Genomic DNA, 13203 nt, shown 5'->3' with positions numbered 1-13203 from the left:
TACCTCGTTGTTGTTTTTATGTCTCCCGAGGTTTGCATGGATGGATTTTGTTGGGGAAATGCGTTCGTTTGAGGGGGGCATGCGTTTTGTTTATGCCATTTGACTCCTGGCCGCCTCTGTCGGGAGTTTACGGGGTCGCCACTACCACGGCGGACGGCTCACGAATTTTGCACAAGCCGTAATACAACACGCCACCCAACGCCGAACCGGTGAACCAGCCATAGTCATAAAACCAGCTGAACGCCGAGCTTCCCAGCGACAGCAGTGTCAACACCGCAGGCACCCCGAACGCCACGAACCCGCGCCAATGCCACGCCGGATATACGCCATCCTTGTACAGCCCGGCCAGGTCCAGTTGCTGTTTGCGGATCAGGAAATAGTCCACCACCATGATCCCGGCAATCGGCCCCAGCAGGCTCGAATAGCCCAACAGCCAGTTCGAGAACACTTTCTCAAGGCTGACGTCCGAGACAATCCAGCCAAGTTTCTTCAGCAACTCATGCCCCATCAGCAATAGCCCCACCACGCCGGTCAGCAATACCGCGCGGGTACGGCCGATTAGCTTGGGCGCCAGGTTCTGGAAATCATTGGTGGGCGAGACGATGTTGGCCGCCGTGTTGGTAGACAACGTGGCAACGATGATCAGCGCCATGGCCACCGCCACCCAGGCGGGACTCTTGATATGACCAATCAGGGTGACCGGGTCGGACACCATCTCGCCAACCAGCGACACCGAGGCGGCGGTCATGACCACGCCCAGGGAGGCGAACAGGAACATGGTCAGCGGTAACCCGAGGATCTGGCCGACAACTTGCGCCTTCTGGCTCTTGGCGTAGCGGCTGAAGTCGGGAATATTCAGTGACAGCGTTGCCCAGAAGCCGACCATGGCGGTGAGCCCGGCACAGAAATAGCTGACAACGCTGGCGCCCTCCGGCCGCTTGGGCGGCTGTGCCAATAGCTCGGTGAGGGATATGTTCGGCAAGGCCCACACCAGCAGGCCCACGCCCACCAACACCAATAGCGGCGCCGACAGGGTCTCCAACCACTTGATGGACTCGGCGCCGCGGATGACCACCCACAGGTTGAGGCACCAGAACAGCAGGAAGCCGATCACCTCGCCAGTGCCGCCCAGGGCCTTCCAGCCTTCGAACACCGAGCCCAGGAACAGGTGAATGGCCAGGCCGCCGAACAGCGTCTGGATGCCGAACCAGCCGCAGGCCACTAGGGCGCGGATCAGGCACGGCACGTTGGAACCCATGACCCCGAACGAGGCGCGCAGCAACACCGGGAAGGGAATGCCATATTTAGTGCCGGCGAAGGCATTGAGGGTCAGGGGCACCAGCACAATGATGTTGGCCAACAGTATGGCAAGCAGCGCCTCCCCTACCGTCAGGCCGAAATAGGCGGTGAGGACCCCGCCAAGGGTATAGGTCGGCACGCAGATGGACATGCCAACCCACAACGCGGTGATGTGCCATTGGTTCCAGGTACGCTCATGAACCTTGGTGGGTGCGATATCGGCGTTGTAGCGGGGGCTGTCCAGCACATCGGTGCCGGCGTGCAGCTCAAACAGGCCGTCACGCTCGGTGACGGTGGATTGGGTGGGGTGCATGGCCGCGTCCTTGAAGGGTTGTTGTGACGCCATGGGCTATCAATTACCGTGCCGTGCACAGGCACCCTGTCCCACACCCGCTGCAAGCTCCTGATGCCACTGGCATTATTTTCAGAGGCTGGACATGGCACGGTTGCTGTCCGATCGGTCAGGACTCGTATTGGTGCGCCGTCACCGGCGTGCGCACGTATTCGTGACCGCTACGCAAATATCAAATGCCGCAGCCACTCTGTTTCCCTGCCGGGATGGATTCGATACTGGGCGCCTACCCTCTATCACTGTCACAGGAAACGTCCCATGAGCATCCCCGCCTTCGGCCTCGGCACCTTCCGCCTCAAGGACCAGGTTGTCATCGACGTGGTGCGCACCGCGCTGGAACTGGGCTACCGCACCGTCGACACCGCGCAGATCTACGGCAACGAGGCCGAGATCGGCCAGGCCATCGCCGACAGCCAGGTGCCCCGCGACGAACTGTTCATCACCACCAAGATCTGGGTCGACAATTTCGCCGCCGACAAGCTGATTCCCAGCCTGCGCGAGAGCCTGGCCAATCTGCGCACCGACCATGTCGACCTGACCCTGATCCACTGGCCATCGCCGAAAAACGCCGTGGCCGTGAGCGAGTTCATGACCGCCCTGGCCGAAGCCAAGGCGCTGGGCCTGACCCGCCAGATCGGCGTGTCGAACTTCACCATCGAGCTGATGCAACAAGCCATCGCCGTGGTCGGCGCCGGCGAGATCGCCACCAACCAGATCGAGTTGCACCCCTACCTGCAGAACCGCAAGGTGGCCGAGTTCGCCCGCAGCCAGGGCATCCAGGTTACCTCGTACATGACCCTGGCCTACGGTAAGGTCATCAATGACCCGGTAATCGCCGCCATCGCCGCACGCCACCAGGCCACCACCGCCCAGGTCACCCTGGCGTGGGCCATGCAGCTGGGCTATGCGGTGATCCCCTCCTCCACCCGCCGCGACAACCTGGCCAGCAACCTGGCCGCCGCTGACCTGCGCCTGAGCGACGCCGACATGGCCGAGATCGCCGCCCTGGACCGCGGCGAACGCCTGACCAGCCCCGCCAGCGTCGCCCCCCACTGGGATTGACCCCGCTGCCCCGTAGCAGCGGCCGCAGGCCGCGTCCTGGTGCCACGCAGGAGCGCCGCAGGCCGCAGCCTGCGGCAGCTGCTACGCGAAGTCCTGCGCACATCGCACCGGTAGCAGCGGCCAAAGGCCGCGTCCTGGAGCAACGCAGGACTGCCACCGGACGCAGCCTTCGGCAGCTGCTACGATGGCGGGATCATCCGCTGCCTGCCTGCCCCCATGGAACTGCACATCACCTTCCCCACCCGCAAGGATTTGGGCGAGCAACTCTACCGCCAGCTGTACGACGCCATCGACAGCGGCCTGCTGGCCGCCGGCACGCAGCTGCCGCCCACGCGCCTGCTGGCGACGCAACTGGGCGTGTCGCGCAAGACCGTGGCCGACGCCTATTCACGCCTGACCTACGACAACCTGCTCAGCGGCCGCGTGGGCAGCGGCACCTTCGTCAACGCCCGGCCCATCACCCAGCCAGAAGTACAGCCGGCCTCGCCGCTGGCCAGCGCCGCCGTGCTGGCGCTGTGGCGCGACATGCCCATGCCACTCAGCCACGCCGCCGCCCAGGGCCGGGCCCGCTATGAGTTCATCGGCGGCGCGTCGCTGAAAACCCACTTCCCTTTCGATCAATGGCGGCGCTGCACCCTCTACGCCCTGCGCCAGTTCAACCGCTCCCGTGCCCTGCACGGCGACCCTCAGGGCCTGCCGGAACTGCGCGAAGCCGTAGCCCGCCACATCGGTTTTGCCCGCGGGGTGCGCGCCAGCGTCGACAGTGTGCTGATCACCAACGGTGCGCAGCAGGCGCTGGATTTGATCGCCCGGGTGCTGATCGAGCCCGGTTGCAAGGTGGCCATGGAAGACCCCGGCTACCCCTTCGCCCGCCAATTGTTCGCCGCCCAGCGCGCCGACGTGGTGGACGTGCCGGTGGATGAGGAAGGCCTGTGCGTGGAGCTGATCCCCGAGGGCACCCGGCTGATCTACGTCACCCCCTCGCACCAGTTCCCCCTGGGCATGCCCATGAGCCTGGCCCGCCGCCAGGCGCTGCTGGCCCGCGCTGCCGAGCTGGGGGCGATCATCATCGAAGACGACTACGACAGCGAGTTCCGCTACGAAGGGCCACCGACTGATTCCCTGCAGAGCCTCGACCCGTACGGCCTGGTGGCCTACATCGGCACCTTCTCCAAGACCCTGCTGCCCGAGCTGCGCCTGGGCTACGCGGTGCTGCCAGCGGCCATTTTGCAAGCGGTGAAAGTGGCCAAGCAGTTGACCGACTGGCACACCCCCACCCTCAGCCAGTGGGCCTTGGCCAAGTTCATCAGCGAGGGCGAACTGCTCAAGCACGTGCGCCGCTGCTTCGAGGTGTACAGCGCCCGCCGCGAACGCATTCTGCAGCGCCTGGCCGGTGACCTGGCGCCCTGGCTGGCCGCCGTGCCCGCCACCGCTGGCTACCACCTGACTGCCCTGAGCCAGTCGGACGCCGACCTGGGCGTGCTGATCAAGGTGGCGCGCCAGGCCGAGGTAGGCCTGTACCCGATCACCCCGTTCTACAGCCGGCAAACACCGGTGCCAGGCCTGTTGCTGGGCTTTGGCGCCATCGACCTGCTGGACATCGACCCAGCCCTGGACCGGGTGCGCGACATCTTCCAGCAATTGGCCCCCCGGTAAAGCGCCGCATTGGCTATTCGGCGCGATTGGCCCCGGCGTTAAGGTAGCTCCCACACGACACCTACCCCGGAGACACTGAAATGAACAAGCGCATCGAATGGGCCAAAGCCGCACCCGACGCCTACAAGGCCATGGTTGGCCTGGAAATGGCCCTGGCCAAGTCCGGCCTGGAGAACTCGCTGCTGGAATTGGTGCGCCTGCGCGCCTCGCAGCTCAACGGCTGCGCCTACTGCGTGAACATGCACGCCAACGATGCGCGCAAGGCCGGCGAAACCGAAGCCCGCTTGCAGACCCTGACCGTGTGGGAAGAAACGCCGTTCTTTACCCCGCGCGAGCGTGCGGCGCTGGCGTGGGTGGAAAGCCTGACGCAGTTGTCCATTCATCACGCGCCACAGCATCAATATGAGGCGTTGCTTGAACACTTCGACGAAGCGGAAGTGGCTAACCTGACCCTGGCGATTGCCACGATCAACGCCTGGAACCGCTTCGGCGTGGGCTTCGCCATGGTGCCCCAGGCCTGACTCGCGGTTCGCCCCGGGACCGTTGAGTTCCCGCAAGAGACAAATCCCCCCGGGGCGCTCTAGACTGGGCAAAAAACAACACGCCCAGTCAGGAGCCCTCCCCATGTCCACCCCGGAAATCTTCGTGGTCAGCGCCGCGCGCTCGGCCATCGGCAGTTTTGGCGGTTCGCTCAAGGATGTACCGCCCACCCAGCTGGCCACCGACCTGGCCCGTGCCGCCCTCGAGCGGGCGAAGCTGGCCCCTGAACACATCGGCCACGTGGTGTTCGGCACGGTGATCCCCACCGAGCCGCGCGACGCCTACGTGTCGCGGGTGGCGGCGGTCAACGCCGGCATTCCTCAAGAAACTCCTGCATTCAACGTCAACCGCCTGTGCGGTTCAGGCCTGCAGGCCATCGTTTCGGCGGCGCAGAGCCTGCTGCTGGGCGACGCCGGCGCGGTGTTGGCCGGCGGCGTCGAGTCCATGAGCCGTGGCCCGTACTTCCTGCAGCAGACCCGTTGGGGCGCGCGCATGGGCGATATCCAGGCGCTGGACTACATGCTCGGCGTGCTCCACGACCCGTTCGCTGGCATTCACATGGGCATCACCGCCGAGAACATTGCCGAGAAGTACGGCATCACCCGGCAGATGCAGGATGAACTGGCGTTGGTCAGCCAGCAGCGCGCCGCCCGCGCCATTGCCGAGGGGCGGTTTGCCTCGCAGATCGTGCCCATCGAGATTGCCACGCGCAAAGGCCCGGTGACCTTCGCCGAGGATGAGAACGTGCGCGCCGTGGACGCCGAGCAGTTGGCGAAGATGAAGCCGGCGTTCAAGAAGGACGGCACGGTGACCCCGGGCAACGCCTCCAGCCTCAACGACGGCGCCGCCGCCCTGGTGCTGGCCACCGCCGAGACCGTGCGCGCCCACAACCTTGTGCCGCTGGCGCGGCTGGTGGGTTACGGCCACGCCGGCGTGGAGCCGGCGCTGATGGGCCTGGGGCCGATTCCCGCCACCCGCCAGGTGCTGCTCAAGGCCGGCCTGCGGGTGCAGGACCTGGACGTGATCGAGTCCAACGAAGCCTTCGCCGCCCAGGCCTGCGCCGTGGCCCGGGAACTGGACTTCGACCCGGCCAAGGTCAACCCCAACGGCTCGGGCATCTCCCTGGGCCACCCGGTGGGCGCCACCGGCGCGATCATCGCCACCAAGGCCATCCACGAACTGCACCGCATCCAGGGCCGCTATGGCCTGGCGACCATGTGCATCGGTGGCGGCCAGGGTATCGCCGTATTGTTCGAACGCGTTTAATTGAAGGAACATGACATGACCGTGCAACACATCGCCGTCATCGGCGCCGGCACCATGGGCAACGGCATCGCCCAGGTGTGCGCCCTCTCCGGCTACCGCGTCACCCTGCTGGACATCAGCGACGCCGCCCTGGAAAAGGGCCTGGCCACCCTGGGCAAGAACCTGCAACGCCAGGTCAGCAAGCAGACGCTGACCCCGACACAGGCCGACCAGGCCCTGGCGCGCATCGCCACCAGCACCGACTATGCGCGGCTGGCCGAGGCCCAGCTGGTGATCGAGGCGGCCACCGAGAACCTCGGGCTGAAGGTGAAGATTCTCAAGCAGATCGCCGAGCAGGTCAGCGAGCAGTGCATCATCGCCACCAACACCTCGTCGCTGTCGGTGACCCAACTGGCGGCCAGCGTCAACGCGCCGGACCGCTTCATCGGCCTGCACTTCTTCAATCCGGTGCCGATGATGGCCCTGGTTGAGGTGATCCGTGGCCTGCAGACCAGCGACGCCACCCATGCGCTGGCCCTGGACGTGAGCGGGCGCCTGGGCAAGACCGCCATCAGCGCCGGCAACCGTCCGGGCTTCGTGGTCAACCGCATCCTGGTGCCGATGATCAACGAGGCCATCCTGGTGCTCAGCGAAGGCCTGGCCAGCGCCGAGGACATCGACACCGGCATGCGCCTGGGCTGCAACCAGCCCATCGGCCCGCTGGCCCTGGCCGACCTGATCGGCCTGGACACCTTGCTGGCGATCATGGACGCGTTCCTGGAAGGCTTCGGCGACAGCAAATACCGCGCAGCCCCCCTGCTACGCGAAATGGTCGCTGCCGGTTACCTGGGCCGCAAGGCCGGCCGCGGTTTCCACCACTACCCGTAACACTGCACCCCGTAGCAGCGGCCACCAGGCCGCGTCCGCAGGCGCCACGTATTCCCAGGCATACCGCGCCATGACCGGACGCAGCCTTCGGCAGCTGCTACGCGGATAACCACGCCCCGTAGCGGCGGCCGCAGGCCGCGTCCGCAGGCGCCGCATATTCCCAGGCATACCGCGCCTCGCGGCCGCTGCTACACTGGGCAGACGCCCATTCGCTCATATGGCCGCCGATGCTGGACAATCTGCAGCAGCGCATCATCCTCAAGGCTCGGCCCTCGGCCCAGCGCCTGGCCATCGGCTTCATGGCGCTGGTGCTGCTGTCGTTGCTGGGCCTGGACACCTGGCAAAGCTGGACCGCCCGCACCCAGGCGCTGCGCGTGGCGCAGACCCACACCGCCAACCTCGCCCGTTCCCTGGCCCAGCACGCCGAAAGCACCGTGCAGGAAGCCGACACGGTGCTGGCTGACCTCACTGAACGGGTCCAGGCCGACGGCACCGGCCCGGCGCAGCTGGCCCGGCTGCACCGGCTGATGCAGGCCCGCACCCACGAACTCACCCAACTGCACGGCCTGTTCATCTACGACAAGGACGGCCGCTGGCTGGTGACCTCCAACGACGTCGACCCGGCCGGGGTCAACAACGCCGACCGCGAGTACTTCCAGTTCCACCGCTTCAACCGCGGCAACGCCGTGCACATCGGCCCGGTGATTCGCAGCCGCACCAACAACCAGCTGATCATCCCCGTGTCACGGCGCATCGAAGGCCCGGACGGCGCCTTTGCCGGCGTGGCCCTGGCGACCCTGGACCTAGAGTTCTTCAACCGCTTCTACCAGTCCTTCGACCTCGACCGCCAGGGCGTGATCGTGCTGGCCCTGGCCAACGGCACGGTGCTGGCCCGGCGGCCCTTCGACGAGCACGTGATCGGCACCAGCCTGGCCAAGGGCCGGGTGTTCAGCGAGCTGCTGCCCAACCAGCCCTCGGGCAGCAGCATGATGCCGTCGCTGATCGACGGCGTGTCGCGGCTGTTCAGCTACAAGTCCCTGGACAAATACCCGCTGGTGGTGGAAGCCGCCCAGTCCAAGGACGCCATCTACGCCACCTGGCACGCCAACCTGCTGCGCTCGGCGGCGTTCATCCTGGTGGTGGGCGCGGCGCTGTCGGTGTTCGGCGTGGCGTTGATTCGCCAGCTGCGCCACGGCCAGCGCACCGAAGCGCAACTGCGCAACGCCCACGCGGCGCTGGAGATCCTGGCCATGCAGGACGCCCTCACGGGCCTGGCCAACCGCCGCCAGCTGGACGCCGCCCTGCCCCACGAGATCGGCCGCGCGCGGCGCAACGGCAAGCCGCTGGGGCTGATCATGCTCGACGTTGACCACTTCAAGCGCTTCAACGACCTGTACGGCCACCCCGCCGGCGACCAGTGCCTGCGCGCCGTGGGCCGCGCGGTGCTGGACTGCGTGGGCCGCAGCAGCGACCTGGTGGTGCGCTACGGCGGCGAGGAACTGCTGGTGGTGTTGCCGGAAAGCGACTGGGCCGGCACCTGGTTGGTGGCCAACAACATCCTTGAACGGGTGCGTGAACTGACCATCCACCATGCCGGCAACGACGGTGGCCTGGTGACCCTGAGCGCCGGCGTGCATGTGTGGGTGCCAGAGGGCGAGGACACCCAGCCGCACCTGCTGATCCAGGCGGCCGACCAGGCCCTGTACCAGGCCAAGCACCACGGCCGCAACCGCCTCTACCCACCGCAACCCCAGCGCCAGGTGCAGCCGGAGCCGCAGCAGGTCTGACGCTTAGCGCGCCACGGGGGCAGGCACGTTCAAAGGCTCCAGGGCGCCCAGCTCCATCAAGGTGAAATAGCCTTCGCTCCAGCCCGCCGTGTCGATGTGCCAGACGTTGCCCAGGCGCCGCGGCCGGCGCAGCGGCGTGTGGCCGACGATCACCGCGCGCACGTCACGAATGCCGCTGCCGTCACCGCGCTTGATGCGCGCGCGCGACCACTGGCAACCCTCGTCGGTGTAGGTTTCGCCGGGCCAGCGGTGCTGGAGGAAGTCGCGCAACTGGCGCCAGGTGGGAAACGGGCAATCGGCGTGCACCAGGCCCACCAGGCCGCGGCTGGTCTCCACTTCCAGGGCCACCGGCAGCTGGCTGAAGCGCTGGGCGTAGAGCTGCTGTTTTTCCGCGCTGGCGTCAATGAACCAGGCGCCGCCGCTGGCGCGGTACATGCGCTCGTCGACGCTGATATTGGCCTGGTGCTGGATGGCCAGGGCCTCGTGGTTGCCCTGCACGGCAAAGAACCAGGGGCGGTCCAGCCACTCCAGGCACGCTTCGCTTTGCGGGCCGCGGTCCACCAGGTCGCCGACGCTGAACAGGCGGTCGGTGGCCGGGTCGAAGCCCACGCGGTCGAGGGTGGCTTGCAGGCGGCCGAAGTGGCCATGGATATCGCCCACGGCAAAGTCGCGACCACTGGGGTTGCGCGCGTAATGGGCGAATTTGTTCATGGCCAGCCTCCTTGTGCCTCGCTGCACCACGATCTTCGTCTCGTGGCGCCGCGCGGTCAATGGATAGCTGCCCGGTACAGGGTCAGAGCTTGGCGATGGACACTTCGGTGGACTTCACGAACGCGATCACTTCGCTGCCCACTTTCAGTTCCAGCTCATGGATGGAGCGCGTGGTGATCACCGAGGTAACGATGCCCGAAGCGGTCTGCACGTCGATTTCCGACACCACCGGGCCTTCGATGATTTCCTTGATCACGCCTTTGAACTGGTTGCGTACGTTGATGGCTTTGATGGTCATGGCACGATTCCCTTGTGATGGAAGCTGCGGCCCAGTGCCGCGATGGGTTTACTGTGCCCCAGCCCGGTTAAAATCAAAAGGAATTGATTGTGCTTTTGATATTCCTGCAAAGAATATGTCGATGTGCTTGCGCGTGGAACGATCCGGCGTCATCGCGGCCAAGGCCGGCTCCTACCACGCACGCGGTAGGAGCCAACCTTGGTCGCGATGCAGGCAACGCAATTCTCAAGAGGTGAGTTCTACCTCGGCCTGGGCCTGGCGGCTCCACAACCGGTAGTAGTGCCCGCGCTGGGCCAACAGCTGCTCATGGCTGCCATCCTCCACCAGCCGCCCGTGGTCCAGCACCAGGATGCGGTCCAGGTGCGCCACCGTCGACAGCCGGTGGGCCACCACCAGCACGGTCTTGTCGTCCATGATCTCGTCGAGCTTGTCCTGGATGAAGCGCTCGGTGATGGAGTCCAGGCTCGAGGTGGCCTCGTCCATCACCAGGATCGGCGCGTCCTTGAGGATCACCCGGGCGATGGCGATGCGCTGCCGCTGGCCGCCCGACAGCTTCACCCCGCGCTCGCCCACCAGCGACTCGTAGCCGTGCTCCATCTCGCCGATGAAGCCCTGGGCGCCGGCGCGGTGGATGGCGGCGTCCAGCTCCTCGTGGCTGGCGTCCAGCCGGCCGTAATGGATATTTTCACGGATGGTGCGGTGGAACAGCCCCGGCTCCTGGGGAATCAGGCCGATCTGCCCGTGCAAGGAATGCTGGGTGACCTGGCGCACGTCCTGGCCATCGATCAGCACCGCGCCGCCCTGCACGTCGTACAGGCGCAACAGCAGGCTCAGCAGGGTCGACTTGCCCGAGCCCGACGAGCCCACCAGGCCCACGCGCTGGCCCGCCGGAATGCTCAGGTTGAAGCCCTGGAAAATCGCCTGCCCGGGGCGGTAGCCGAAGGTCACGTCGCGAAACTCGATGTTGCCGCGCTTCACTTGCAGCAGCCCGGCAGTGGCCTGGTCGGTGACCTCGTGGGGGCGCACCAGGGTGCGTACGCCGTTGGCGATGTTGCCGGCGGCCTCGAAGAAATCCAGCAGCCGCCGCGCCAGGTTGCCCACGTCGTTGACGATCAGCAGCGACAAGCTGGTGGCCATGACGAAACCGGCCAGGTCCAGGCGCTGGGCGCGCCACAGGTACAGGGCCAGCAGCACCATGCCCAGCTTCAGCGCCACGCCCAGCCCCGACAGCAGCCAGCGGATTTTCTCCATGTAGATGAACGCCCGGTAGGCGGCCTTCATCTCGCGGTTCAGGTAGCCGTTGAGGTAGTCGTATTCATAGGCGTGGCGGGCGAACAGGCGAATGTTGGTGAGGTTGCTGACCGCGTCCACCACCTTGCCGTTGCTGAGGCTGCGCGCCGATGAAAACTGCTGCGCCAGCGGTTGGCTGCGGCGCGCCAGCCAGTAGCTGATGCCGGTGAATAGCAGCGCCCACACCAGCATGAACTGGCCCAGCGCCGGGGCGGCCAGGTACAGCAACAGCACCGAGACGCTGAGGGTGACCACCACCGGAATCAGGTCGAACAGGACGATGGCGATGGTCATGTTCACCCCCATCGACACCTCCGACACCTTGTGCGCCAGTGCCCCGGCGAACTCGCTGCTGACGAAGCGGTGGGAGTGCTGCTGCAGGTAGGCGAACAGCGTCTGGGTAACCGCGCGGCGCTGGATGGGCACCACGTGGATGTGGCAGCCGTTGCCGATGCGCAGCATGAGCATTTCCAGCACCAGCAGGCCGGCGAACAGCAGCAGCGGCGTTTGCAGAACGTCGAAGGCCTGGCGGATGTCGGCCAGGTGGCTGATCAGCCCGGTCAGGCGCCCCAGGCCCCAGGGGACCAGGATCGTGCACACGGCTGCGCCAATCTGCAGCAGCAGGATGGCCAGGTACCAGCCCTTGAAACGGCGCAGGAACAATAGGACGAAGCCCAACGGGGTGCCCGGAAGGTGGTCGACCTTCCATGTTTCGGGCGTTGCAGTGCTCTGGGACATGGGATAGCGCTTCCTTGGCAAGTCATCCGCAGGATACGGGGGCGAGCATGACAATCATGAAATGTGCCAGAGTTGGTACAGTGGGAGCTGGCTTGCCAGCGAGCTTTTCAGGGGCCCCAAAAACTCGCTGGCAAGCCAGCTCCCACAGGGGTTGGGCTAGCCCTTAGAACAACCCGGAGGTTGGCGGGGGCGTGCCTTTCAGCGCCCAGGCGCCGACCGCCGCGGCTTTCCAGTCGCGCGGGTTGTGGTTGGCCACGGTACGGGCGTTGCGCCAGTGCCGGTCGAGGTTGTGCTGGCGGCTGGTGGTGGAGGCGCCGCCCACGTCGAACAGGCGCTCGGCGGCCTTCAGCGCGCTGTCGGCGGTGATGAACTGCGCCTGGGCCACTTCCACCGCGGCCTGTTCCACCAGCGCCGGCGCCTGGCCGGCGGCCCAGGCGCGGTCGATGCTGTCGGCGGCGCGCAGCACCACGGCTTCGGCGGCGTAGGCACGAGCGGCGATCTCACCCACGCTCAGCTCTACATAAGGGTCGTCCACCGAGCGCGTGGCGCTGCTGTGCTTGATGGGCCGCGCATGGTCCTGGGCAAAGCGCACCGCGTCGTTGAAGGCGTTGCGGGCGATGCCGGCCTGCACGGTGGCGAGGAACAGCTGCAGGAACGGCGTGACGATGGTGCGGGTGCCCTCTTCCACGGTGCGCGTGCGCAGCTCGTCCGGGTACACGATCACGTCGTCCAGGCGCGTGGTGCCGCTGGCGGTGAGGCGCTGGCCCATGGCGTCGAAGTCGTCCAGCAGCACCAGGCCCTGGCGGTCGCGGGGCAGCACGAACGAACGCGGCAGGTCGTCCTCGTCCAGCGCCACCACGCTGATCCAGTCGGCGTACAACGAGCCGGTGCTGTAGTACTTGCTGCCGTTGACCCGGTAGTGGTCGCCCTGGCGCACGATGCGCGCGCTGATGGCGCCGTTGGCGCCGCCCACCTCCCAACCGGCGTTGCCCAGCACGGCGCCGTCCAGGTAGCGGGCGAACCAGCGCTGGCGCTCGGCGTCGGCGTCCTCGGCGCTGCTGGCCAGCAGGCCTTCGACAAAGGCCAGGCCCGGGCGCAGGGCCTGGGCGGTGTTGGAGTCGACGCTGGCCACCGCCAGCAGCACTTCGATGGTGTCGCGCACGCTGGCGCCGGGGCCACCAGCGGCTTGCGGGATGCGCACGGTGTAGAGGCCCGCCTCGGCCAGCTGGCGCACGGCGTCGTAGGGCAACTGGCGGTCACGCTCGCGGGCGGCGGCGCCGGCCTCGATGGCGGGCAGCAAGGCGTTGATGCGGTCTTTCAGGGCCTGAACGGTCATG

11 protein-coding genes are annotated in these 13203 nt (G+C 66.6%); 6 read left to right on the top strand and 5 right to left on the bottom strand.

Annotated features, from left to right (window positions below; translation table 11 throughout):
* Positions 1–127: 127 nt before the first annotated feature.
* Entirely contained in the window at positions 128–1612 is a 1485-nt protein-coding gene (locus ACWKWX_RS21120; RefSeq protein ID WP_473002295.1) for an NCS1 family nucleobase:cation symporter-1, read from the bottom strand.
* Positions 1613–1909: 297 nt separating this feature from the next.
* Between ACWKWX_RS21120 and dkgB the strand changes: the two genes are divergently transcribed.
* The 6 genes from dkgB (at position 1910) to ACWKWX_RS21090 (ending at position 8829) form a co-directional block, all read left to right on the top strand.
* A complete protein-coding gene (gene dkgB / locus ACWKWX_RS21115; RefSeq protein WP_483828810.1) occupies positions 1910–2713 on the top strand; it encodes a 2,5-didehydrogluconate reductase DkgB in 804 nt (267 codons plus the stop codon).
* A 216-nt stretch (positions 2714–2929) separates the two neighbouring features.
* A complete protein-coding gene (gene pdxR / locus ACWKWX_RS21110; protein WP_483828809.1) occupies positions 2930–4369 on the top strand; it encodes a MocR-like pyridoxine biosynthesis transcription factor PdxR in 1440 nt (479 codons plus the stop codon).
* A gap of 80 nt (positions 4370–4449) precedes the next feature.
* A complete protein-coding gene (locus tag ACWKWX_RS21105) occupies positions 4450–4890 on the top strand; it encodes a carboxymuconolactone decarboxylase family protein (RefSeq protein WP_416424448.1) in 441 nt (146 codons plus the stop codon).
* A 103-nt stretch (positions 4891–4993) separates the two neighbouring features.
* Complete coding sequence (locus tag ACWKWX_RS21100; protein WP_416424449.1) at positions 4994–6175, top strand: acetyl-CoA C-acyltransferase family protein; 1182 nt, start codon at positions 4994–4996, stop codon at positions 6173–6175.
* A gap of 15 nt (positions 6176–6190) precedes the next feature.
* The gene (locus ACWKWX_RS21095) at positions 6191–7042 is read left to right on the top strand and encodes a 3-hydroxybutyryl-CoA dehydrogenase (protein ID WP_483828808.1); all 852 of its coding nucleotides are present in this window, start codon (positions 6191–6193) and stop codon (positions 7040–7042) included.
* A 227-nt stretch (positions 7043–7269) separates the two neighbouring features.
* A complete protein-coding gene (locus ACWKWX_RS21090) occupies positions 7270–8829 on the top strand; it encodes a sensor domain-containing diguanylate cyclase (protein WP_483828807.1) in 1560 nt (519 codons plus the stop codon).
* Positions 8830–8832: 3 nt separating this feature from the next.
* On the opposite strand, the gene ACWKWX_RS21085 is transcribed toward ACWKWX_RS21090, so the two are convergent.
* From ACWKWX_RS21085 to ACWKWX_RS21070, 4 genes are all read right to left on the bottom strand, one after another.
* Positions 8833–9540: a metallophosphoesterase gene (locus tag ACWKWX_RS21085; protein ID WP_416424452.1), complete on the bottom strand. Its 708-nt coding sequence runs from the start codon at positions 9538–9540 to the stop codon at positions 8833–8835.
* Positions 9541–9622: 82 nt separating this feature from the next.
* Positions 9623–9838, bottom strand: coding sequence for a TOBE domain-containing protein (locus tag ACWKWX_RS21080; protein WP_008370939.1), 216 nt, complete (start codon positions 9836–9838; stop codon positions 9623–9625).
* Between the two features lie 225 nt (positions 9839–10063).
* Complete coding sequence (locus tag ACWKWX_RS21075; protein WP_416424453.1) at positions 10064–11866, bottom strand: ABC transporter ATP-binding protein; 1803 nt, start codon at positions 11864–11866, stop codon at positions 10064–10066.
* A 163-nt stretch (positions 11867–12029) separates the two neighbouring features.
* Complete coding sequence (locus ACWKWX_RS21070) at positions 12030–13202, bottom strand: acyl-CoA dehydrogenase family protein (RefSeq protein ID WP_483828806.1); 1173 nt, start codon at positions 13200–13202, stop codon at positions 12030–12032.
* Between the last annotated feature and the right edge of the window lies 1 nt (position 13203).

Source organism: Pseudomonas imperatae, from assembly GCF_057128625.1.
Note: the sequence above shows the minus strand (reverse complement) of the source record. Positions and strands in the feature narration are given on the sequence as shown.

Bases quoted from the DNA above. Each gene is read 5' to 3' on its own strand.
- ACWKWX_RS21120 (WP_473002295.1), bottom strand. From the start codon at position 1,612: ATGCACCCCACCCAATCCACCGTCACCGAGCGTGACGGCCTGTTTGAG.
- dkgB (WP_483828810.1), top strand. From the start codon at position 1,910: ATGAGCATCCCCGCCTTCGGCCTCGGCACCTTCCGCCTCAAGGACCAG.
- pdxR (WP_483828809.1), top strand. From the start codon at position 2,930: ATGGAACTGCACATCACCTTCCCCACCCGCAAGGATTTGGGCGAGCAA.
- ACWKWX_RS21105 (WP_416424448.1), top strand. From the start codon at position 4,450: ATGAACAAGCGCATCGAATGGGCCAAAGCCGCACCCGACGCCTACAAG.
- ACWKWX_RS21100 (WP_416424449.1), top strand. From the start codon at position 4,994: ATGTCCACCCCGGAAATCTTCGTGGTCAGCGCCGCGCGCTCGGCCATC.
- ACWKWX_RS21095 (WP_483828808.1), top strand. From the start codon at position 6,191: ATGACCGTGCAACACATCGCCGTCATCGGCGCCGGCACCATGGGCAAC.
- ACWKWX_RS21090 (WP_483828807.1), top strand. From the start codon at position 7,270: ATGCTGGACAATCTGCAGCAGCGCATCATCCTCAAGGCTCGGCCCTCG.
- ACWKWX_RS21085 (WP_416424452.1), bottom strand. From the start codon at position 9,540: ATGAACAAATTCGCCCATTACGCGCGCAACCCCAGTGGTCGCGACTTT.
- ACWKWX_RS21080 (WP_008370939.1), bottom strand. From the start codon at position 9,838: ATGACCATCAAAGCCATCAACGTACGCAACCAGTTCAAAGGCGTGATC.
- ACWKWX_RS21075 (WP_416424453.1), bottom strand. From the start codon at position 11,866: ATGTCCCAGAGCACTGCAACGCCCGAAACATGGAAGGTCGACCACCTT.
- ACWKWX_RS21070 (WP_483828806.1), bottom strand. From the start codon at position 13,202: ATGACCGTTCAGGCCCTGAAAGACCGCATCAACGCCTTGCTGCCCGCC.